The following is a 21,877-nucleotide window of genomic DNA, read 5'->3' as shown; positions in this document are numbered from 1 at the left end:
CAAGCTCCGCTTTTGGCCAACAATTCGGTCTTATTTCAAGGCTGAGGATCCTTGTTGTTTGGGCGTTTGACAACATGGAAAGGCCAATAGTGCCCTCCCCGTCTTAGCTCCGGCTGCACTCGAACTTATCACTCTTGCCGAGAATGCTCGCAAAGATCGGCTGCGTGCGGCAGATTTGCGCCAGCGGCGGCCAACACAAATACAGGCACTCGTAGCGGTTTAAAGGTTACCGTCTTAAGAAGCGGCGGCAGGAAATGGTAACCGAGCGGGAAAACTCGTAGAGCATCGTAGGAAATCGCAGAATAAGTAGCGGGGGAGCGCTACCGCCTTTCCCCACACCAACCGAACCCGCGATATCTTCTTCAGTCTTCCGCATGAAGGAGTCCATCACTAGTCTGGGCGAGGCCGGCACGATGGATTACCTGACTATGCCGCCGTGGGTTTCACCTTCCGATTGGCTTCCAGCCTTCGATCGACCAATGCCACGATCTCATCAAGAGCGGCGTGGCGCATGCCCTTCTGCTTCGCAGCAAGCTGAACGAGCTTGTCCGCGCGCTCGATATTCGGGGCACCGTTGTTCAGGGCGCGGGCTGCGGATGCTGGACGCGACAGGCTCTCTGCCGCCGCTGCGTACTTTTCGAAAGGCACCAATTCGTCACGCGAGGCACCAATCTTGACGCAAACGTCGAGCACGAAGTCGTAGATGGAGCGCGACGCTTCCAGATCGGAATGAACGGCCTCCCGGGCGGTCCGCATCCCGTCCTCGGTGATGCACCGGTAGTTCCCGGCCATCAGCATGGCCCACTTGGCCAAGGGTACGAAGATCGAGTCATAGAACCGCAACTTCACCGGCAATTGTATCCTGCCCTCGGGGGCATCGAAGCGCGCAGCATCGATCTCCTTTTCCAACCGCCGCACGATCTCGTTCCCCTTCTCGACATCGAAACGGGCGACTTTGAAGTTCGTCGGCAGGGTCACCTGCAGTACGTTGGCCTTTTCGTCCGGCGGCCTTATTGCCTGGGGATCGGGACTGCAGAGCGTCAGGGTAGCGGGGTCGAATTCCTTCCACACTTCCGGCGACGTATAAGCGGGCTTAAGCAGTTCGGAATCTATCCCGGGAACGCGCCTCATATAGGGAAGCGGTGGCATGTTCATGATCGACATGCACGGCACCCGCGATGTCGCCACAGCGTTCATAAGCTCGCGCACTCCGGGCGATCCGTATTGGGGCTCCTGCATCGCAAGTCCGATGAGGTCATATTCCCGCGGGTCGACGCCCGTCGCTCCCGCTGCCGACACTCGGCCAGGCAGCTTGCGTGAATCGAGCTCGACGGATGCGCTCCGGCCGCGGATCGGAATCCGAACACGAAGCCCTTCGGAGTTGATCAGATCTGCCTCGGCCGGAAGGCAGACAAGTTTAACCGAATGCCCGCCGAACAGAATCTTCGACGCGAGCAACGAACCGTATGAGGCGCCTAGGATGAGAATGTTGCATGTCGACATCGTCGGGGCTCCTTTGAGATCTTAGACTGGGCCCATTGCGACCTGCTTTGTGCCGTCGGCTGGCTCGATGCTACGGGTGCGGTGACGACAAGCGGCACATCCAGCTGGACCGTGGCGACTGCGGCTGCGTCAGCTGGATTCCTAGGCCCGAGGTGGTCCAGTCGGCGGTCGGATCACCCCGCCAGCCTAACGTCCCTGGAGAAACGATGCCCGCGAAGCCGATACTTATGATGACGCACAGCTGGTGAGGCCGACCCGGGCACGGACGACCGTTTTTCGACAGGCGTCAAGAGTTCGGGCACGCAATGATCTGGTGTCAAACCGAACTCATCCATTTGCATGCGAACCGCCTTGAACATCGTCAGCGGCGGAATGAGATCGCCCTTGCGACAAGCCTCCTCCATCTCCTCGGGCGTAGCACGCTCGATCCACAGAGTAGTTTAACAGCACGTTCAACGTCTTCAAAGCTCAACTATTCCCAGAATGGCCGGTCAGTTTCAAGGTGATCAGCGCGCTTGCGACGAGACTACGGCGGAGATCTCCTCAAGAAGAGCCGCGTGCTGTTCCCAGGGTATGCCGTCGACACTCATCTGCGGTCGCCCGGGATGATCGAGCCTGCTGTCGTCGACCGCCTGCCCGGCTTCCACCGCCGCCGACAGGAACCGGTGATCCATAGAACGATTGAAATAACGCAGAAGAGCGTCCCGCAACGCCGGCTTTGTGCAGGCCATTGCAGCAACGAGCCCATAAGCTCCCCAGTTAGACACGCCGGCGACGATGAGCGAATCGACCTGGGTCGTTGCTGCGATCACCTCGCCGTTCGGAATTCCGCTTTCGATGATTTCCTTGGGCAGGGATCCCATCCCGATTTCATTGCCGCCGTCTCCGATGCCGATCGTATACCAGCGGCGCTTCGCGGCGGGGTCGCTAAAGAGAAGATGGAGCGGTGCCGTTTCGCGCGACATATCCCATCCGTGCTCCCGGTGAGGCTTTCCATCCGAGCCCGGAGAAACCCGCTCAATTGCGATCAAGTGAGTGATGGGCCGGCCGCCTGTTTCCAGGTACTGCCACAGGCGGAGAACCGAATCCTCCGTCGTTGACACGACCTCAAGATTGACGGGCATCGGCAGCGCATCGACCACGGCCCAAACCGCCTTTGCACACGGCGCATCGGTGATGACCGTTACCTGGATGCCCGCATTTGCGAGGCCCGCGGCCAGATGGGCCATCCCGCCGAGCCCATCCGTTTCCGGAGAAGGCGGCTCCGCGTGCTGGATATAGAAGCCGGTAACGATGCCGACATGCGCGTCGGGCGTGTTTATGACGGCCTCTGCAGCGCGGGCAAGATTGCCTTTTGCCCACTCGGTCATCTGGCCGATATCGCGTCTGACTTTGCGCCCGATGATCGCTTCGATCCGGGCTATTGACTCGTTCGCTGTATCCACCTCGACTTGCCTTCTCGAAGGTGCCGGGCTGGTTCTGCTGGTTTTTCCGGTCGTCCTACATGATAACAGACCTGTTTGGAGGATGCGCCCTCGCCTTGTTGCTTAGGAAGATCGCTCCCGGGAAATAGGCAACTCTCTGGGATGGCGAAAGCGAATAGGCCAACCTGCTCGCCGAGCTTCCCTTCTATTCGTCGCGGGAGCCTGAGGATCTGCTCCCGCTTGCGAAGAAGGCCTCAGACTTGCACGTGCTGGTCCTCTTGGACGGTGAAAGGTTCGCTCCCGTGACCTCCGGCGGTCGTGTTTGGTATCAAGGTCATCGACGCGCCCGCGATGTGCCTACCCCGGAGCTGATAAGGATAGCTCGTCAGGCCCGTGTTGGCTGCCGGGGATGGAATAGGTCTTCGACGGACTGCTTCGGGTCCTCGATCCGAGAGCGGTCCTTGCGATCGTTCTTCTGTGCCTCGAGCTTCTGCAGGAAGCGAAAGCGCGGCGATCGGGTCGCGTGCCCCGATCGGCCGTGCTTGGTCATGCCGAAACCCTTTTGGCCGCTATGCGTCATTTGATCCCGACGAAAGCTGTGCGGCTCGTTTCCTTGCACCCGGGAGCCGCCACCTGGGGGGCCAAGCTTCATGCGGCTCGCCGAAAGTACGATCAGAGAGAAAGGATAGCCCTGATCGTCAAAGGGCGCGAGGCTGGGACGGTCGGATTGCGAGAAATGCTGCAGTGCGGCGAGCTGGGATACGCAAAACGTCACCAAGATTGCGCCACTTCAGTTCAGCGGACGGCGCCCCGACCAGGACGTCGCGCGCCGTCGTAGCGCGGCTGACAAGGTTCGCCGCCCCAGCGCCACCTGGCATGTGGTGGCGATGGAGCGGCCGGGGCTGGAGAGGTGCAATCCCTGACGCCGAACGCATTGGACGTCAAAGATACATCAATGAGCTGTGGTTTGACGCGATACAATGGCCTAAAATGCGGCAATGAGCCCCCCATTAGGAGCTTGAACGTGGCGAGATCATCTGTGTCCTCGACAAAGGAGGATAAACCATGGAGCAGAGAAACGTAGATCGCAGAAATTTTCTCAATCAACTCGGCGTTGTGGTCGGCGGCGCCGCGGCGGCAACCGCAATACCGGCCATGACCCCTGCATCGGCGCAAAATCCGGCAGCGCCGAAGGGAAAAATTCCCGACGCGCCTCTCAGGTTCGGTCACATGACCTTCTTGACGGGCCCCGCAGCAGTGCTCGGCGAGCCTTCACTCAAGGGCCACCTCCTGGCTGCTGAGGAAATCAACGCCCAGGGCGGCATTCTCGGCAAGCGCAAGATCGAGACGATCACAGCCGACGAGGCAGCCGGCACAGACGCCAACGTGAAAGAGCTTCGCCGCATGAAGCTCTCCGAAAAGATCGACCTGTTTACCGGTGTCATATCGAGCGGCAACACGCCGGCGCTCGGCCCGGTCGCCGAGGAGCTTGGCGCGCTGACGATTTTTGTCGATGGCTGCACCGATTTTCTGTGGGACAAGGCGGTGCCGAATCCGAAATTCGCGTTCCGCATTACCAACATCCAGTCAGCGGACGGCGTCACTTGCGCGCTGGCGGCGGCGCAGACCTGGCCTGAGGCAAAGCGGATCGCGCACATTCATCCGGACTACAGCTATGGCCGCAATGCCTTCGACCATTTCAACATCGCGTTCAGCAAGCTTGTGCCCGGCACCCAAGTCGTCTCGGAAGGCTGGCCGAAGCTCGGCACCACCGACTTCACCGCTCACATCACCAAGGCGATGTCGTCGAATCCCGACCTGATCGTTTCGTCGGTCTGGGGCGGCGACTACGTGGCAATGTATAAGCAGGCTTTGCGCTACGGCATGTTCAACAGCGCGAAGTTTGCGAGCACGATCGCTTTTGGCGTTGCGCCGCATGCAATCGGCAAGGATCACCCGGAAGGCGTGATCGCGGGCGTGCATGCGAACTATTACTTCACCTTCCCGCCGGGAAATCGTTGGCCCGCTAACCAGAGGTTCGTCGAGAAGTACTATAAGCGTTGGAACGAGTATCCGAACTTCCAATCGGATGGTGCGTATCACACGCTCTATATGTACAAGACGGCAGTCGAAAAGGCGAACAAGCTTACAGGTGGCTGGCCGGAAGAAGAGGCGATCATCAACCAGCTTGAAGGCATGTATTTCGAGACGGCAGCCGGTGATCTGTATATCCGTCCGGACAATCACCAGGGCTACAAGGACGCGGTGACGGGCTTCAGCAAGAATGTGGCTGAATACCCGTTCCAAATCCTGGATCCGTCTCGGATGATCACCATTCCGATCCGCAATATCACAGCGCCTCCGCGCTGGCCGAAGCCGGGTAGTGGTCACAACGATCCGACGGCCACCTACAATTGGATCAAGGAGACCTGGCCGCAGGTCGCTTGAACGCAATCGAGACGACCATGCCTTTTGTCGAAGGTATGGCCGTCTTCGGGATGTGGTCTTGATGGTGCGGCCGCAACTCCACATCCGCGTTTTTCGGCCGCAGCGATATCCTGCTGGCGGTGGAGCGGAACATGTCTCTGCACGCAGCTTCACCTCGGGCGCGACTAGGCGGCTTGGTGGTGGGGCTGACATGTGCGGTTGCTATTGCGCCGCCATCGGCGCGGGCCGACCACGCGGTATCTTATTTTCCCTCCTTTTACCCGCATGAAATCCGCATCGAGACGCTCGATCCGGAAGGAGCGGCTCGCGAGTTCATCAACAAGAACGATCCGCTGCATGTTTATGTGGGCACTGCACCACGCTTTTCCGGTCAGATTCCCGAGCACCTCAAGTCGGCCGAGTCGCTCAAATCGCTGATCACCGTCAGCGTCAATCCGCAGTCGTCGCGGCTTCAGAACCGCGAGGCGCGCTGCCACGCCATCGAACAGGCCGCTGCGGCGCTGCGCGCGCCACCTGACGTCGTTATGCATCCGTATCCGATCACGCCCTACCACGCCGACTATCTCGGCCACGCAGATCGGCTGCCTCCGGGCAAGGCCACGCGCCAGCCAACCGCTGCGCCCGTGCCGACGTTTCGCGCCGGCGCCGATACGTCTCTGCTCTCGCCGCAGGCCCCCGTCCAGGCGACCGACTGGGATGTGAGCCTCGATGAGACTTCGGTGAGCGCATTGCTCACCGACGCAGGTATCGGCTTCAATGATTGGCCAGCGCCACGCTGGACCAAAGAAGGATGGTTCCAGGCCTACCAGCTACTTCGCCCTGCCCTGAGCCAGGCGAGCGACCGGGAACAGGCCGACGAGCCCTTTGAGCGCCTCACCCATAACGAGTTCAGGGATCGCACTGAACAGCTCAACCTCGAGCGCGAGTTGCTGGCAGCATTGCTCGGCAGTTGCGAGCGCGCCGTAGTCGGCTATCGGCTGCGGCGCGAATTCTACACTGACGACTTTTCCGACGGCATCGAAAATATCTCCGTGGATTCTCAGTCCGGGTTGAATTCGGCGGTCTTTGTCAGGACGGTCAAGCTCAAGGATTTCCTCTGGAATGGCTCGCTGCGAATTGGCATCGATCCGCGGCCGACCGCAGCCTGGAATCCGATTGCTGGCTTCGCCGATGCGGCCGGTCGTCTGGTGTGGTCGACCGTCGGCGACAACGCCTTCCTGCCTGTTCCTTATAATAGCCGATGGGTCCAGAATCGCGCTGAAATCCGCACTACGGACGAATCCGGCATCCGGCGGTCGGTTCGCGTTCCCGATGATGCGCTGATGCCACAATCCATGACCGGCAAATTTGCCCCGGTTGGGCCGGGCCATGGCGCGATGGCCAAAGTGCTGTATCGCATGTCGGCCTCGAATTTCAGCGACGGTTCGGTGATGGAACCGGCCGATTTGCTGTATCCGTTTGCGTTGGCATTCCGCTGGAGCGCCGGCGGGCAGAATGCGGCGACCTACGATCCAGATATCGCCGCTGCGACACGGCTGATGCGCGAGCGGCTGCGCGGCGTGAAGCTCGTCCGGGTGGAGGAAACCGCGCGGACGATTGCAGATCAGGCCTTCACCTATCGCAGCCCGATCATCGAGGTTTATCTCGATAATCTGACTTTCGATGAGCAGGAGGATGCCCTCATCGCTCCGCCCTGGAGTTCGGTGCCCTGGCACGTGCTTGCGCTGATGGAGGTTGCGGTCGAGCGCGGCATCGCAGCCTTCTCGCGCAGCGAAGCTGAGCGGCGCCACCTCCCATGGCTCGACCTCCTCCGCGATCCAGCTCAATTGAAGGCATTGCGCGCGCTGATCAAGGAATTTGCACAAACCGGCTACCGGCCGGCAGCGCTCGAGCTACTGGTCGGCCCTGAGGCGGCGAAGGCCCGTTGGCAGCTTCTCGACCAGTTCGTTGAAGCCAAGGATCATTTGCTGGTGACCAATGGACCCTATCGGCTGAAGGCCTGGTCGCCCGACACGTTCGTTTTCGAGGTCGTACGGGAATTCAACTATCCCGTCGGACTCGGTACGTTCAACGGCTTTGCCGATCCGGCACACGCGCTCATCCGCGCTATGGAGCGCGCAGGCGATCTCGTGCTGGTCAGCGCCGACGCCGAATTCGCCGTCAAGCAGCAACGCGACCATCGCCTCGTCCGCGCGCCGCTGCAGCCCGACACGCTGCGCGGCACGCTGCAGCCTATTCGGCCGGAATCGCACTATGTCATCATTGGCCAGGACGGCCGAGTAGCTGCCGTCGGAGGCCTGGTACGGCAACCGGACAATCGCTTTGCGGTGTCGCTGCCGACCACCCTTCAGTCCGGCGTCTATACGCTGTTCGCGGCGATCTTTCTCGATGGGAACACGATCAATCCCGCAATCGGACGCATCGAGCTGCGCAATGGCGGGACAATTGGCAAGGCCGGGCGAACCGGGGACGCGAAGGACGAGGAGAGAAAACCGTGACGATCTTCGTCATCCAGATTCTCAACTCTTTCTTTTACGCGGCAGTCCTGTTCCTGATCGCGGCGGGCCTAAGTCTCATCTACGGCGTCATGCGCATTGTCAATCTGGCGCATGGGGCGCTCTATGCGCTCGGCGCCTACGTTTCCGCCTGGATTGTCGGCAGTGCTGTCGGTCACGCGCTGGAAGGAACTCTCGGCCTGGCCGGAATGCTTCTCCTCCTCCCGCTCGGTGCGATTGCCATCGCGGCCGTCGGCGCCCTGATCGAGCCTACCCTGCTGCGCCCGCTCTATCAACGATCGGAGGAATATCACCTGCTGGTCACATTCGGTCTGCTCCTGATCCTCGAAGATGTCATGAAGCTCGTGTTCGGCCGCACGCCATTATCGGCCGGCACGATCATGGATCGGATGGGCAGCATCCCGGTTGGTCGCCTCATGTATCCCACTTACAATCTGTTCGTCGTCGCAGTCGGGATTGCTGCCGCGATCGGATTGTGGGCATTTATCTATCGCACCAAGTTTGGCGTCATACTGCGCGCTACCTCACAGGACCGGCGCATGGCTGCCGCGCTCGGCATCAATGTCAGCCGCGTCTATGTCCAGGCCTTCGCCATCGGCTGCTTCATGGCCGGCCTCGGCGGGGCGGTGGTGGTGCCGGCTCAGGCGGCGGTCCTTGGCCTGGGCATCGAGGTGCTTATCCTGGCCTTCGTGGTCGTCGTGATCGGTGGGCTCGGGAGCTTGCAAGGAGCGCTCGTCGGCGCGTTGATTGTGAGCTTCGTGCGCACCGCCGGCATCCAGTTCTTCCCGGAGATTGAACTCGCGGTTCTCTACCTGATTGCGGCCGCGGTCCTGCTCGTCCGTCCCACCGGTTTGTTTGGAAGGGCATGACGATGACGATGGCGGCCACTGGCACCTCGATTTGGCGGATCACCATCGACTCTGCACTCGTTCTCGTGATCCTTGCGATCCTGCCGCAGATCGTCGATCCCTATCAAACGGTTCTGCTGACCTACGGTCTGATCATGGCGATTGCCGCACTCGGGTTCAATCTGCTGCTCGGCTACACCGGCCTTTTGTCGTTTGGGCATTCGGCCTATTTCGGCGCTGGCGCCTATCTGGTGGCATTCATCACGCGAGATCTCGGCGCGCACTCCATGGAGCTGTGCATCGTCGGGGGGATGCTCGGCACGCTGATCATTGCAGCGATTTTCGGATTCGTCTGCGTGCGGCACACACGCATTTTCTTCGGCATCCTGACGCTTGCGCTGTCGCAGGTCCTCTGGAGCCTTGCTTTCAAGTTCTTCTGGGTGACGGGCGGCACCGACGGCATCCGCGTACCCTATGCCAGTCTCACGCTGCTCGGCGGCCTGGTCGATTTCAAGGGGGCCGGCTCGTTCCAGCGTTTCATCTATGCCTATTATTACTACGTACTTGCGCTGTTTGCCGTCTCCACGACCATCATGTGGGTGATCGCGCATTCTCCGTTCGGCAAGGCGCTGCAGGCGATCCGCGACAACGAAACGCGCGCGCGGTTTGTCGGGATTTCGGTGCGGCGCTATCGCTGGATTGCTTTCATGATTTCCGGGATCTTTACGGGACTTGCCGGGATTCTGTGGGTTCCGCTCAACGGTCTCACCACGCCCGACATTCTCTATTGGCCATTCTCCGGCGAGATCGTGTTCATGAGTGTACTGGGCGGATTCCGCTCTTTCACCGGTCCAATCGTCGGCGCGATGGCGTTCAACTACCTGAAGACCTACGCAATCGCCAGCACCGAGTATTGGCAGCTTCTGCTTGGCGTGGTGCTTGTCATTCTGGTGATGGCGCTACCCGCCGGCATCGTCGGAACGGCTGCGCAGCTCGCTGCAAAGCTCGGGAGATCGACGAAATGACCCTCCTGGAGACGGTCAGCCTGAAGAAATATTTCGGCGACACGCACGCGGTCGATGATGTCAACCTGACCATTGCGGAAGGCGAGTTCATTTCCGTGGTCGGCCCCAACGGAGCCGGAAAGACTTCGCTTTGCAATGTCATCAGCGCCCATCTCGCTCCCGACTCCGGAAAAATCATCTTCAAGGGGCGCGACGTGACCCATTCATCGGTGATCGAGCGAGTGAAAGCCGGTATCGCGCGCAGCTTCCAGCTGGTTAACCTGTTCGACGATCTGACGGCCTTCGACAACGTGGCGCTGGCGATATTCGCGCGCGACGGCAAGATAAGGAACATGGCGGCGCTCGCCGACCGCGACCGCGAGGTCACTATCGAAGCTGACACGGTTCTTGATCAGTTCGGACTCGCCAGCAAGCGCAACGAGCCCGCGCGAGGTCTCGCGCAAGGCGAACGCAAACTCTTAGATGTGGCGCTTGCTTACGCGCTGCGGCCGAAGCTCTTGTTTCTCGACGAGCCGACCAGCGGGGTGAGCACGCGCGAGAAGGACAAGATCATGGACATCATCGCTTCGGTCGTGCGCGGCGAAGGCATCACCGCCGCGATCATCGAGCACGATATGGACGTCGTCTTCAAGTATTCCAACCGAATTGTGGTGATGCACCAGGGGGCGATCCTTGTCCAGGGCACGCCGGACGCCATCAGAAACAATGACGATGTTGCGATGATCCTTCTCGGCTCTTCCGGGCCGGATGCATTTTCGCGAAAGGAATGATCGTGCTGGAGGTCAAGGCGATCCACACCTACCGCGGCCCCGCTCACATCCTCAACGGCGTTTCGCTGCGCGTGGACAGGCAGGAGGTCGTGTGCCTGGTCGGCCGTAACGGCGCCGGCAAGACCACGACGATCGAGAGCATTATGGGCTTCCTGGCGCTGCAGGCGGGTCAGATCGTGTTTGCCGATGAAGATTTGACCAGGCTTGCCCCGCACGAACGCGCCAAACGCGGAATCGGCTATTCGCCGGAGGATTGCGGCGTGTTCCCGGAACTGTCCGTCGACGACAATTTGATGATCAGCCGCTGGCTCGGGGATGAGGTGTCGCGCCGGCGGGACGGGGCTGCGCGTCCAGACCCGCAGACGCAGGCTTTCGCAGTCTTTCCCGAAGTTCGGGATCTGCTGCAACGCCAAGGTATGCAGCTAAGCGGCGGTCAACGCAAGATGGTCGCGATCGCACGCGCGATGATGTTGTCGCCGTCCCTTCTCCTGCTCGACGAGGCATTCGAGGGGCTCGCGCCGGTCGTGGTCAATCGGTTCACGGAAGCCGTCATGAAGATCAAGGCGATGGGTGTGTCCATCCTGATGGCGGAATCGCATCTCGCCGCCGCGTCCCGTATCGCCGACCGGCTCTATGTGATCGATCGCGGCGAGATCATCTTCCGCGGTTCGCCAAGGGATGCTCGCGGAGATGAAAGGGTTATGAAGGCCTTGCGCGGATGATTGCGCATCGTGGTACGCGCCCGCGCGATACGAATCTTCGTTTTGTTGGGAATGCCCATGAAGAGCCGCATAACGTTTGGACTTCTGTTGTCGGCTTTAGCCGTAATCGGGCCGGCGCGAAGCGGCCACGAATCGGCAGTTTATCCGTCTTTTTATCCGCATGAGATCGAGATTAAGACCGTCGCCCCGGATGCCGCCGGAAGCCTGCTACTGCAAGCCAAGATCCACGCCTATCTCGGAAACGAGCGCCGCTTTTCAGATTCGGTGGCGGATTTGAGCCGTGTGGAATCACTTAGGTCCCAGGTGGCGATCCGCGTCAACCCAATATCGTCATATGCGAAAGCGGACGCGACAGCTTGCGCAGCCGCGCATGCCGTTGCGCGAAAGATCAGCTCGAACAATCCGGATGTGATCCTGCATCCCTATCCGATCACACCGTTGCACGGCGATTACTTGTACCATGCCGATCTCGCCGAAACGGCGAAGCGACGCCTGCTCTCCGACACGGAGGCTTTTCCAACAATCCGGGATCTGAAGCTGAAGGCAGCGGACGCTGCCGCGAAACGGCTGCTCGGCACCGAGAAGGCGGCGCCGGAATCAGACTGGGACGTTGAAATCAGGGAAATCAACTTGCCCGAACTCGTTGCCTCGGCAACGACTGTGATCAACGGCTGGCTGGTCCCGCCTGCGGCGAGGAGCGGATGGTACCAGGCCTATCTCGTTCTGCACGACGCAATCGATGTCGGCACAAAGGAGCGCGTGGAAGCTGACCTGCAACGGATTCAGTCAGGCGATTTCACCGACCCGGTCGATCGCATCAATCTGGAACGGGCGCTGGTGATAGCCCTCATCGGCGACTGTCGCCACGTCGTCGTCGGCTACACGCTCAAGCGCGAATATTTCAATATCGAGTTCTCTGCCGGGATCGAGAACATCGCTTTCGATTCCCTTACGGGCCTCAACGCCGCGATCTTCCTCCGTACGGTCAAGCTGAAGGACTTTCCCTGGAACGGCTGGCTCCGGGTCGGGGTCGATGCACGACCGACATCGGCCTGGAATCCGATCACGGGCTTTTCCGACAGATTCGGACAACTGATGTGGTCCGCCGTCGCAGACCCGGCTCTGTTGCCGTCGCCCTATGACCAGGCCTGGATGGCCAATCGGATCTCGGAGATCCAGGCCACCCCGCCGCGATGAGGAATTGCAGCGATGCCTTGCAGCACACTCTTTCGTGCATATCTCCCGGGCACGGTGCTCGCCTGGGCAACCGGAGCGACCATCACCGGGGCGTTTGCCGCGGAGCTCACATTCGACTTCCACATCGAGCGCGGGCGGGTGATGGAGAGCACGCAGGTCATCCGGATCAACCAGGGCGATGACGTCAAGCTGCGATGGCACACGGATCGATCAATCATCCTGCATCTGCACGGTTATGACATTGAAAGGAAGATCGAGCCCGGCACCGTCGGTGTGATGGAATTCGTCGCGTACGCCACCGGGCGGTTTCCGGTGGAAGTCCATGGGTCGTCTGGGACCGGCGGCCACTCTCACGGGGAAGCTCTCCTTGTTCGTATCGAGGTCTATCCGTGACCAGAACCGCCATAACGACCCGATGCTGGCTGGCTGCGGCTGCGGCCCTGCTTATTGGCGTCACACCGGCCGGCGCGCACGGTTTCGGCCAGCGTTACGATCTCCCCCTGCCCTTGTCTCTGTATCTTTTCGGCGGCGCGGCTGCGGTCATGTTCTCTTTCGTGGTGGTCGGCCTGTTTGTACGCCGCGCGCAGCCTGCACGCGCCTATTCGCGCATCGATCTGTTCGACTATCCGCTCGGAAAAATCGTCGCGGCGTTGGGCGTTCCGCTTAAGCTGATCGCTCTCGTCCTGTTCGCCGCGATGCTGGTGGCGGGTTTTTTCGGCGATCAAAATCCTTACCGCAATCTCGCACCCACGCTGGTCTGGATCATCGCCTGGGTCGGCCTCGCCTATGTTTCGGCGTTCGTCGGAAATATCTGGCCGCTCATCAATCCATGGCGAACTGTCTTCGAAGGCGTTGAGATGGTATACAGGCGCGTTTGTGGCCGCAATCTCGCACTCGGCAGACCGTATCCCCTGGCACTCGGTGTCTGGCCCGCGGTGCTCCTGCTGCTGACCTTTTCCTGGATCGAACTCGTCTATCCGACACCTGCTGTGCCGTTACACCTAGCTTCCTTCGCGCTTGGTTATTCCGCGCTGACCTGGACCGGAATGTATCTGTTCGGCAGCGAGGCCTGGCTGCGGCATGGCGAGCTCTTCACCGTTGTATTCGGAACTTTCGCGCGCTTTGCGCCAACAGACATACGCACGGCCCCGCCGAAACCGCAATTTCGGTTGCGAGGATTTGGCACGGGCTTGGCCCGTCGCGAGCTGATTTCGCCATCAATGATGGCATTCGTGCTGCTGCTCCTGTCGAGCGTTCTTTACGACGGCCTGATTGCGACTCCCGAATGGTCGGTGGCGGAATCCGCGATCATCGCGCGTTTATCTGATGTCGCCGAGCTCGGCCCGGTAGCCCTACGAAGCGTCGGCCTGCTCGGGTTTTGGCTCCTGTTCCTGTCAGCCTATTGGATGGTGAGCATCATCATAGCCGCGGTGACGGAGTGGCAATTTTCGCCGCGGCAGATCGCCCAGAGTTTCGCCCTGACGCTGATCCCAATCGCGCTCGGCTATCACCTTGCGCATTACCTCGTATACTTCCTGGTCCAGGGGCAATACATCGTTCCGCTGCTTTCCGATCCTTTCGGCTACGGCTGGAACCTGCTCGGGACCGCGAGTTATCGGCCGAACATTGCAATCGTAGGGGCGCGCTTCGCCTGGTACACGGCGGTCGCGGCCGTCCTTTTCGGACACATCGCGGCAGTCTATCTCGCGCATTTGCAGGCGATGCAGACATTTTCCGCGCGCAAGCGCGCGTTGGCCTCTCAGATTCCGCTCACCGCGCTGATGGTGGTCTACACCTTCGTCAGTCTGTCGATCCTGGCCGAGCCGATCGTCGAGCGGAGCAGGCCATCCGCGCAACCATCGACCGTGGCGGAGAATATGATTGCGATCCCCGCAGACGCCGTACTGCCTGATCTCGACAATGGCCACCTTCAGGCCATCGGCCCCGGCAAATTCGCCAGGACGAAACTGGTCTATCGCCTGCTCGGCTCCGCGTTCCACGACGGGACGAGGATGACAGCGGCCGATCTGCTCTACCCCTACATCTTTGCATATCGCTGGGGCGTTCGTGGCGATGGCCGCGAGGCGCATTACGATCAATCAATCGATACCGCTACCGCGCCGATACGTCGCCAGCTTGCCGGATTGCGGGTCGTGGGCAGCGAAACCGCGTCCCGGTCGATCAGAGTCGGCGACGTCGATTTCCTCCGCGAAGTCTTCACGATCGAGGTCTATACGACCAGCGCGCCGACGAGCCCGGAACGGGAGGCGGTCCCGGCGCCGCCATGGAGCACGCTGCCCTGGCATCTTCTTGTCCTGATGGAAGAAGCGGTCGGCCGAAACTGGGCGGCATTCTCGCAGGCCGAGGCCGTTCGCCGCAGCGTCGAATGGCTGGACCTCGTCCGCTCGCAAGCGCTGAAGGAGCGGCTCGCGGCCTTGAGCGAGAGCTTCGAGCGTGAAGGCTACCGGCCGGAAGCGTTGCGCACGCTTGTCGGCGTTGACGAGGCACGCAGGCGATGGGCGGCGCTCTCAGCCTTCTACAAGGCCAATGGCCATTTTCTGGTGACCAACGGGCCCTATCAGCTCAAGAGCTGGTCGCATGACGGCGTCGTGCTCTCCGCGTTCAGGGACTTGAGCTACCCGCTGGGCGTAGGCTCCTATGACTCTTACGCGATCCCGCGTCGCGGATTCATCACTGCGGTGGACTCGACCGGCGATGGGGTCCGATTGTCGGGCGATATCGAAATGATCGACAAGTTTCAGCGCAGTTATCGCCTTAAGCGCGTGCCACTCTCATCCATACCGCCGGACGTGCTGAAACGGACGCCCCCGGAGTGCCGGTTCGTGGTCGTCGACGATCGAAAGCGTGTGGTGCTCGCCGGCGCTGCCCCTCTTGGCGAAAGCTCCTCGTTCCAATTCGATTTCAAGAACCGGTTGCCGGTCGGCCGTTACACGATGTTCGCGGCCGTTACACTCAACGGCAATGTCATGAACGCCGATATTCGCCAGATACCGATCGTCGTTTCGACCGGTGCAGAAGGCCAAGGGTCCCAAGTGAGCACAACGGGCACACCTTGAGTGATGATATTGTCCTCCGGCGCTCGGAGCTCCGCGCTCGAAAGTGTTGCGGCACGGTGTCAGGACGACGATTCAACCTGTTTGCGGCATTGCACGCAAAGGTCCTGCGACACTACCAATGTGGCAAGTCCTTGGGGTGGCTGCTAGAATAGCTTGCAGAGAAACATCGGGAGGGTGTCACGCCGCTCCTGCAGATCAAGGATTTGCATACTGAGTTCCGGACCGGCGCGGGAGTTGTGCGCGCTGTCGACGGGATTTGTTATACCGTCGAGCAGGGCGACACGGTCGCGATCGTCGGCGAGAGCGGGTCGGGCAAGTCCGTCGGGGCGCTATCAATTCTGCGCCTGATCCCGGATCCGCCCGGGCGGATCACGCGCGGCGAGATTCTTTTCGCCGGCCGCGACCTCATGCAGCTTTCGGACGCGCAAATGCGAGAAGTGCGGGGCGGCGACATCGGCATGATCTTCCAGGAGCCGATGACATCATTGAATCCCGTTCTCACCATAGGCCGGCAGATCACCGAGACGCTTGAGCAGCACCGCCGTGCCGATTCCGCTGCGGCGCACAAGCGCGCCATCGAGCTCCTCGGCCTGGTCGGCATCGCCGATCCGGCCCGCCGCCTCAAGCAGTATCCGCACCAGCTCTCGGGTGGCATGCGCCAGCGCGTCATGATCGCGATCGCGATCGCCTGTGATCCCAAGCTCATTATCGCGGACGAGCCGACGACTGCGCTCGACGTGACCATCCAAGCGCAGATCCTGGAGCTTATGAACGGCCTGACGCGCCGACTCAACGTGGCGCTCATCATTATCACGCACAATCTCGGCGTGGTGGCGCGCTACGCCAAGCGGGTCAACGTCATGTATGCCGGGCGCATCGTCGAGAGCGGCCCGGCAGCGGCGATCTACCACCACCCGCGCCATCCCTACACGATGGCATTGCTGCGGTCGGTGCCTCGGCTCGATCGTCCGCGCCAGGCGCGCCTCGACCCGGTGAACGGCCAGCCCCCCGACCTCACGCGCCTCGACCAAGGCTGCGCATTCCGCCCGCGTTGCCGCTTCGCGGTGGACGCCTGCGCTCAGTTGCGGCCGCCGCTTGAGCAGGCAGGGCCAGCCAGCCACCTTGCGGCGTGCCTGCGCAGCGAGGAGATCGTCGCCGCGGCCGGAGCGGTGGCATGAGGACGCCCGTAACCCACGCTCCGACGCTCCTCGAGGTGAAGGGGCTGCAGAAGCTGTTCCCGGTCACCGAGGGCGTCCTCGCGCTCCGCGCGGCCGGCGAGGTGCGCGCGGTCGACGGCGTCGATTTCACGCTTCGCCGGGGGGAGACGCTGGGGCTGGTGGGCGAGAGTGGTTGCGGCAAGACGACGACCGGCCGGTGCATCCTGCTGCTCGATCGGCCGACCGCCGGCGAGATCCTCTATGACGGCGTCGACCTCACTAAGCTCGGCTACAAGCAGCTCCGGGCGCTGCGGCGCCGCATCCAGGTCATCTTCCAGGATCCATACAGCTCGCTCAATCCGCGCATGAGGGTCGGCGACATCATCGCCGAGCCGATGAAGGTCCATGCCATCGAGCCCGATGCGGCCCGCCGCGCGGCCCGGGTGCGCGAGCTGCTCGCGATCTGCGGCCTCAGTCCGAATTTTGCCGATCGCTACCCGCACGAGATGTCAGGCGGCCAGCGCCAGCGCGTCGGGATCGCGCGCGCGCTCGCGCTCAATCCCGAATTCATCGTCTGCGATGAGGCCGTATCCGCCCTCGACGTGTCGATCCAGGCGCAGATCGTCAACCTGCTCGAGGATCTGCGCGAGCGCTTCCGCCTCACCTATCTGTTCATCGCACACGATCTCTCCCTGGTGCGACATCTCTGCCAGCGCGTCGCGGTGATGTATCTCGGCCGCATTGTCGAGCTCGCGGATTGCGACGAGCTGTTCGACAACGCGCTGCATCCCTACACCCGGGCGCTTCTCGACGCCGTGCCGGTGCCGGATCCGAGCGTCGAGGCCGGTCGCAGGTTGCGACCCGTGAAGGGAGAGGTGCCGAGCCCGATCAGTCCGCCGTCGGGCTGCGCGTTCCATCCGCGCTGCCCGATAGCGGTCCGAAGCTGCAGCCGGATCCGCCCGGAGCTGCGGGAGGTGCGACCCGGCCACTGGGTGGCCTGCAGCGAGGTGCGTTAGATTCGGTCGAGCTGTGGCGCTTTCCACGAAGGACCGCCGCACGCTTCGCCGGACACCCGATTGAGAGGTGACTCTAAGCATTGATCCCAATAACCAATCCATCCCAATAACAAGGGAGGAAGGAAAAGGAGGAGGCAAATGATCAGGACATTATTGGCGGCAGCCAGTCTTGGCGCTGCTCTTTGCATCGCGCCTCTCACGAACGTGGCCGCTCCGGCAGCTGCCGACACCCCGAAGCGCGGAGGGATACTCACCTTCATGATCCCGGCGGACGCTCCGCCGAGTTTCGACGGTCACCGCGAGACCACCTTTGCGACCGTGCACGCGGTTGCGCCATTCTACAGCGTGCTTATCAGGATTAACCCGGACAATCCGTCGTCGACCACCGATTTCGTCTGTGATCTTTGCACCGAAATGCCGACGCCGACCGACGGAGGGAAGACCTACATCTTCAAGATCCGGGAGGGCGTGAAATTCCACGATGGCTCGCCGCTCACCGCCGCGGACGTTGCGGCGAGCTGGCAGGAGATCATACATCCCCGCGAGGGCATGTCGAGCGCACGCGAGAGCTACTTCATCATGGTCGACAAGGTCGAGGCGTCGGATGCGACGACCGTGGTGTTCCGGCTGAAGTTCGCGACCAACGCTTTTCTGCCCTCGCTCGCCGATCCCTTTGCTTGGATCTACAAGAAGGAGATCCTCGACAAGGATCCGCGCTGGTTCGAGAAGAACATCATGGGCTCCGGCCCGTTCAAGTTCGCCGGCTACGAGATCGGCCAGTCGATCAAGGGGGTGCGCAATCCCGACTATTATCACGAAGGACGGCCTTATCTCGACGGATTCATCGGCATCTTCGCGGCCAAGCAGGCCGTGCGGGTCGATGCGATCCGCGCCGACCGCGCCGCGGTCGAGTTCCGCGGCCTGCCGCCCTCAGCCCGCGACGAGCTCGTGCGCGAGCTCGGCGACCAGATCACCGTTCAGACCAGCGACTGGAACTGCGGCAACCTGGTGACCCCCAACCACAAGCGGAAGCCGTTCGACGACGTGCGGGTCCGCCGGGCGCTTGCGCTGGCGATCGACAGCTGGCACGGCGCGCCGGCGCTCGCCAAGATCGCCACCGTGCATACGGTAGCCGGCATCGTGTTTCCGGGATCGCCGCTGGCGGCGACCAAGGAGGAGCTGCAGACGTTAGCCGGCTTCTGGCCGGATATCGGGAAATCGCGCGAGGAGGCCAAGCGCCTGCTCAAGGAGGCAGGGGCCGAGGGACTCAAATTCGAGCTGATGAACCGAAACGTCGACCAGCCCTACAAGTATGTCGCCACCTGGCTAATCGACGAGTGGAGCAAGGTTGGATTGCAGGTCACGCAGCGCGTGCTGCCGACCGGTCCGTTCTTCGACTCGCTGCGTCATGGCACCTTCGATGTGACCGTGGACTTCAACTGTCAGAGCGTGGTGAACCCACTCATGGACATCGGCAAGTTCTTGCCGCACTCGGTCTATGCCGAGAACTACGGCAACTATGACGACGAGAAGGAGATTGCCCTCTATCAGGCGCTGCTTCACGAGACCGATACCGTCAAGCAGCGAGCAATGATCCGCGAGTTCGAAAAATACGTTCTCGACACCCAGGTTCACATGCTGATGACGCCGTGGTGGAATCGCATCATCCCCGCCCGGTCGTATGTGAAGGGCTGGAAGATCAGTCCGAGCCATTACCTCAATCAGGATTTGGCCAACGTGTGGCTCGACAAATAGGCTGCGCCATGCCGCGATGCCGGTCCGCAACCGCTGACTTGCATCGCGGCGCGGTCAGGATCGGACGCTTAGGATGTACCGGTATATCGTGAACCGGGTGCTTCTCGTGATCCCGACGCTGGTCGGAGCGGCGGCGCTCGTGTTCGTGCTGATGCGCCTCATTCCAGGAGACATCTGCGAGGTCCGACTCAGCTCCGGTGGCGGAAGCGTCGACCCGCGCGCCGTGGCGCTTTGCCACGCCGAGCTCGGACTCGATCGGCCGCTAATTCTACAGTTCCTGGACTTTGTGTGGGGCTTCTTTCGCCTCGACTTCGGCATCTCGATGTGGTCAGGCAAGCCCGTCACTGAAGAGATCGCAGCGCGTTTGCCGATTTCGCTCGAAATCGCCGTGATGGCGACCGTGGTTGCCATCATTATCGCAGTCCCGCTCGGGACCATCTCGGCATTGAAGCAGAACAGCTGGATCGACCATGTGGTCCGCACGACCGCCATCGCAGGCATCGCGACGCCGTCGTTCTGGCTGGGGATCGTCGCCATCCTGGCCGTTCTCGACATCTCGCATGCAGTATTCGGCACGCCCTGGATGCCCCCGATCGACTACGTCCCGTTCTGGCAGGATCCACTTCGAAACCTGTCGATGGTGATTCTGCCGGCGGTTACCGTCGGCTACCGCTACGCCGCTGTCACCATGCGGATGACGCGTTCGGCGATGCTGGAGGTGCTGCGCGAGGATTATATCCGGACCGCCCGCGCGAAGGGTCTGCTCGAACGGCTCATTATCAACCGGCACGCGCTCAAGAACGCGCTGCTGCCGGTCGTGACCCTGATCGGCATCGAGTTCGCCTTCCTGATCGGCGGGCTCGTGGTGACCGAGCAGGTGTTCAACCTCAATGGCGTCGGCCGCCTGTTCGTGCTGGCCGTCCAGAATCAGGACTATACGCTGACGCAGGCTCTCGTCATGCTCACGGTCGCAGTCTTCGTGTTCGCAAATCTCGTGGTCGATCTGCTCTATGCGTGGCTCGATCCGCGCATCCGCTACGGCTAAAGAGTGGGAGCTCGCACGATGGTCGATCTCACGCCGCCCTACGCTTCCGCCGTCGACACCGCGGCGGAGAGCCCGCGCCCGTCGCGCGAAGGCATCATCGGCTTTTGCCGCCGCCAGCCGCTCGGCACGGTCGGCCTGGTGCTGGTGCTGGTCATGGCGATCGCAGGTCTCTCGGCCGAGTGGATCGCCCCCTACAATCCAACGTCGAACGATTTCGCCGCCATGACGGAACCGCCGAGCTGGGCGCACCTCATGGGCACCGATCAGTTTGGCCGCGACCTGTTCTCCCGCATCGTGTTCGGTGCGCGCACCGCCTTGATCGTGGGATTCTCGTGCGCGATCATTGGGGGCGGCGCCGGTCTCGTGCTTGGCGTGGCAAGCGCCTATTTCGGCGGCCGCCTCGACCTCGTCCTGCAGCGCGTCATGGATGTGGTAATGGCCTTCCCACTGATCATCATGGCGCTCGCCGTCATCGCCATCTTCGGCAGCGACGTCTACAACGTGATCGTGGCGATCACAATTCCGCTCATCCCCCGTTGCGCGCGGGTCGTGCGCTCGAGCGCGCTTGCGATCCGTGAGGTGCCCTATATCGATGCGGCGCGCGCCTGCGGCTTCGGCCATACACGCATTATACTTCGCCACATGGTGCCGAACGTGCTGGCGCCATTCCTGATCATGCTGACCGCATTCGTCGGCCAGGCGATCCTGGCGGAGGCATCGCTATCCTATCTTGGGCTTGGCGTGCAGGAGCCGACGGCAGCATGGGGCCTGATGTTGCAGGGAGGCGCCGAGGAATACGCCTCGACGGCGCCATGGATCGCTATCTTTCCAGGTCTTGCGATCGCGCTCACCGTTTTCGGCTTCAGTCTGTTCGGCGACGCGCTGCGCGATGCCCTGGATCCCAAGCTGCGCGATCGCTGATGCGATGCCAGGAAGCTGAAACAGAGCGTGGAAAATCGGAGAACAGCGTGCGAAATTGCAGAATTAGTAGCGGGGGAACGCTACCAACCCACACTACTAGGGCCGTTCGTTCTCAATTGGATCAGCGGAGCTGCGCGAACGTGCGGTGAAGGAGTGATGCTTTCCGCTTCCGAGAACTGAGGTTGCTCGTCAGCACTCGCCTGTTCCTCTATTCTCCGAATTTTGGTCGTGGACGTGCGCCAACCAGAGGTGGCCCTGCCCCACTTCAGAACGCGTGCTCACATTGGCTGGAACGCGATTTTTCTTGATCTCTCGGTGCACACGTCTGCACACGCTGCCTTCTAACCGATTGAAAAACCTGATCTCTCGCTCCAATCGATCATGGCCGCCGTGGAAAATTTCTAGCGTAAGTGTTTCATATTGCTAGGTTATTTTAGCTGCAATCAGTCCTAT

At 61.4% G+C, this 21,877-nt stretch carries 16 protein-coding genes; 14 read left to right on the top strand and 2 right to left on the bottom strand.

Annotation, left to right across the window (positions count from 1 at the left end):
- Positions 1–426 precede the first annotated feature (426 nt).
- Together CWO91_RS13235 and CWO91_RS13230 are read right to left on the bottom strand one after the other, a co-directional pair.
- Positions 427–1,503, bottom strand: a complete 1,077-nt coding sequence (locus CWO91_RS13235; RefSeq protein ID WP_130213852.1) for a hypothetical protein — start codon at positions 1,501–1,503, stop codon at positions 427–429.
- Positions 1,504–2,009: 506 nt separating this feature from the next.
- Positions 2,010–2,948 carry a glutamate cyclase domain-containing protein gene (locus CWO91_RS13230; protein WP_130213851.1) on the bottom strand — a complete coding sequence of 313 codons (939 nt, stop codon included), beginning with the start codon at positions 2,946–2,948 and terminating at the stop codon, positions 2,010–2,012.
- 1,095 nt (positions 2,949–4,043) lie between these two features.
- On the opposite strand from CWO91_RS13230, the gene CWO91_RS13225 reads away from it, so the two are divergent.
- The 14 genes from CWO91_RS13225 to CWO91_RS13165 all read left to right on the top strand — a co-directional run bounded on the left by CWO91_RS13225 (position 4,044) and on the right by CWO91_RS13165 (position 21,424).
- On the top strand, positions 4,044–5,375 hold the full coding sequence (locus tag CWO91_RS13225) for an ABC transporter substrate-binding protein (protein WP_165405421.1): 1,332 nt from the start codon (positions 4,044–4,046) through the stop codon (positions 5,373–5,375).
- Between the two features lie 173 nt (positions 5,376–5,548).
- On the top strand, positions 5,549–7,873 hold the full coding sequence (locus tag CWO91_RS42915; protein WP_165405420.1) for a hypothetical protein: 2,325 nt from the start codon (positions 5,549–5,551) through the stop codon (positions 7,871–7,873).
- A complete protein-coding gene (locus tag CWO91_RS42910; protein WP_165405419.1) occupies positions 7,870–8,760 on the top strand; it encodes a branched-chain amino acid ABC transporter permease in 891 nt (296 codons plus the stop codon). Before CWO91_RS42915 ends, CWO91_RS42910 begins: the two co-directional genes overlap by 4 nt.
- Positions 8,757–9,764 (top strand): branched-chain amino acid ABC transporter permease, encoded by a 1,008-nt coding sequence (locus CWO91_RS13210; RefSeq protein ID WP_130213847.1) that lies wholly within the window; start codon positions 8,757–8,759, stop codon positions 9,762–9,764. Before CWO91_RS42910 ends, CWO91_RS13210 begins: the two co-directional genes overlap by 4 nt.
- On the top strand, positions 9,653–10,534 hold the full coding sequence (locus CWO91_RS13205) for an ABC transporter ATP-binding protein (RefSeq protein ID WP_130213846.1): 882 nt from the start codon (positions 9,653–9,655) through the stop codon (positions 10,532–10,534). The genes CWO91_RS13210 and CWO91_RS13205 overlap by 112 nt, the downstream gene beginning before the upstream one ends.
- The gene (locus tag CWO91_RS13200; protein WP_130213845.1) at positions 10,531–11,256 is read left to right on the top strand and encodes an ABC transporter ATP-binding protein; all 726 of its coding nucleotides are present in this window, start codon (positions 10,531–10,533) and stop codon (positions 11,254–11,256) included. Before CWO91_RS13205 ends, CWO91_RS13200 begins: the two co-directional genes overlap by 4 nt.
- 9 nt (positions 11,257–11,265) lie before the next feature.
- Positions 11,266–12,453 carry a hypothetical protein gene (locus CWO91_RS13195; protein ID WP_165405418.1) on the top strand — a complete coding sequence of 396 codons (1,188 nt, stop codon included), beginning with the start codon at positions 11,266–11,268 and terminating at the stop codon, positions 12,451–12,453.
- Positions 12,454–12,465: 12 nt separating this feature from the next.
- Positions 12,466–12,846, top strand: coding sequence for a hypothetical protein (locus tag CWO91_RS13190; RefSeq protein ID WP_130213843.1), 381 nt, complete (start codon positions 12,466–12,468; stop codon positions 12,844–12,846).
- A complete protein-coding gene (locus CWO91_RS13185; RefSeq protein ID WP_130213842.1) occupies positions 12,843–15,530 on the top strand; it encodes a hypothetical protein in 2,688 nt (895 codons plus the stop codon). The genes CWO91_RS13190 and CWO91_RS13185 overlap by 4 nt, the downstream gene beginning before the upstream one ends.
- A gap of 236 nt (positions 15,531–15,766) precedes the next feature.
- Complete coding sequence (locus CWO91_RS42905; protein WP_349643577.1) at positions 15,767–16,708, top strand: ABC transporter ATP-binding protein; 942 nt, start codon at positions 15,767–15,769, stop codon at positions 16,706–16,708.
- Positions 16,705–17,703 carry an ABC transporter ATP-binding protein gene (locus CWO91_RS42900; RefSeq protein WP_165405417.1) on the top strand — a complete coding sequence of 333 codons (999 nt, stop codon included), beginning with the start codon at positions 16,705–16,707 and terminating at the stop codon, positions 17,701–17,703. Before CWO91_RS42905 ends, CWO91_RS42900 begins: the two co-directional genes overlap by 4 nt.
- Positions 17,704–17,961: 258 nt before the next feature.
- Entirely contained in the window at positions 17,962–19,458 is a 1,497-nt protein-coding gene (locus CWO91_RS13175) for an ABC transporter substrate-binding protein (protein ID WP_165405416.1), read from the top strand.
- A 73-nt stretch (positions 19,459–19,531) separates the two neighbouring features.
- A complete protein-coding gene (locus tag CWO91_RS13170) occupies positions 19,532–20,503 on the top strand; it encodes an ABC transporter permease (protein WP_130213840.1) in 972 nt (323 codons plus the stop codon).
- Positions 20,504–20,521: 18 nt separating this feature from the next.
- The gene (locus CWO91_RS13165) at positions 20,522–21,424 is read left to right on the top strand and encodes an ABC transporter permease (RefSeq protein WP_130213839.1); all 903 of its coding nucleotides are present in this window, start codon (positions 20,522–20,524) and stop codon (positions 21,422–21,424) included.
- Positions 21,425–21,877: the final 453 nt, after the last annotated feature.

Origin of the sequence: Bradyrhizobium genosp. SA-3 (assembly GCF_004212635.1) — a bacterium.
In the GTDB taxonomy this organism is placed as follows: domain Bacteria; phylum Pseudomonadota; class Alphaproteobacteria; order Rhizobiales; family Xanthobacteraceae; genus Bradyrhizobium.
Note: the sequence above shows the minus strand (reverse complement) of the source record. Positions and strands in the feature narration are given on the sequence as shown.

Coding starts and splice junctions, on each gene's coding strand:
- CWO91_RS13190 (WP_130213843.1), top strand. CDS start 12,466: ATGCCTTGCAGCACACTCTTTCGTGCATATCTCCCGGGCACGGTGCTC.
- CWO91_RS13165 (WP_130213839.1), top strand. CDS start 20,522: ATGGTCGATCTCACGCCGCCCTACGCTTCCGCCGTCGACACCGCGGCG.
- CWO91_RS13170 (WP_130213840.1), top strand. CDS start 19,532: ATGTACCGGTATATCGTGAACCGGGTGCTTCTCGTGATCCCGACGCTG.
- CWO91_RS13200 (WP_130213845.1), top strand. CDS start 10,531: ATGATCGTGCTGGAGGTCAAGGCGATCCACACCTACCGCGGCCCCGCT.
- CWO91_RS13210 (WP_130213847.1), top strand. CDS start 8,757: ATGACGATGACGATGGCGGCCACTGGCACCTCGATTTGGCGGATCACC.
- CWO91_RS13235 (WP_130213852.1), bottom strand. CDS start 1,503: ATGTCGACATGCAACATTCTCATCCTAGGCGCCTCATACGGTTCGTTG.
- CWO91_RS13175 (WP_165405416.1), top strand. CDS start 17,962: ATGATCCCGGCGGACGCTCCGCCGAGTTTCGACGGTCACCGCGAGACC.
- CWO91_RS42900 (WP_165405417.1), top strand. CDS start 16,705: ATGAGGACGCCCGTAACCCACGCTCCGACGCTCCTCGAGGTGAAGGGG.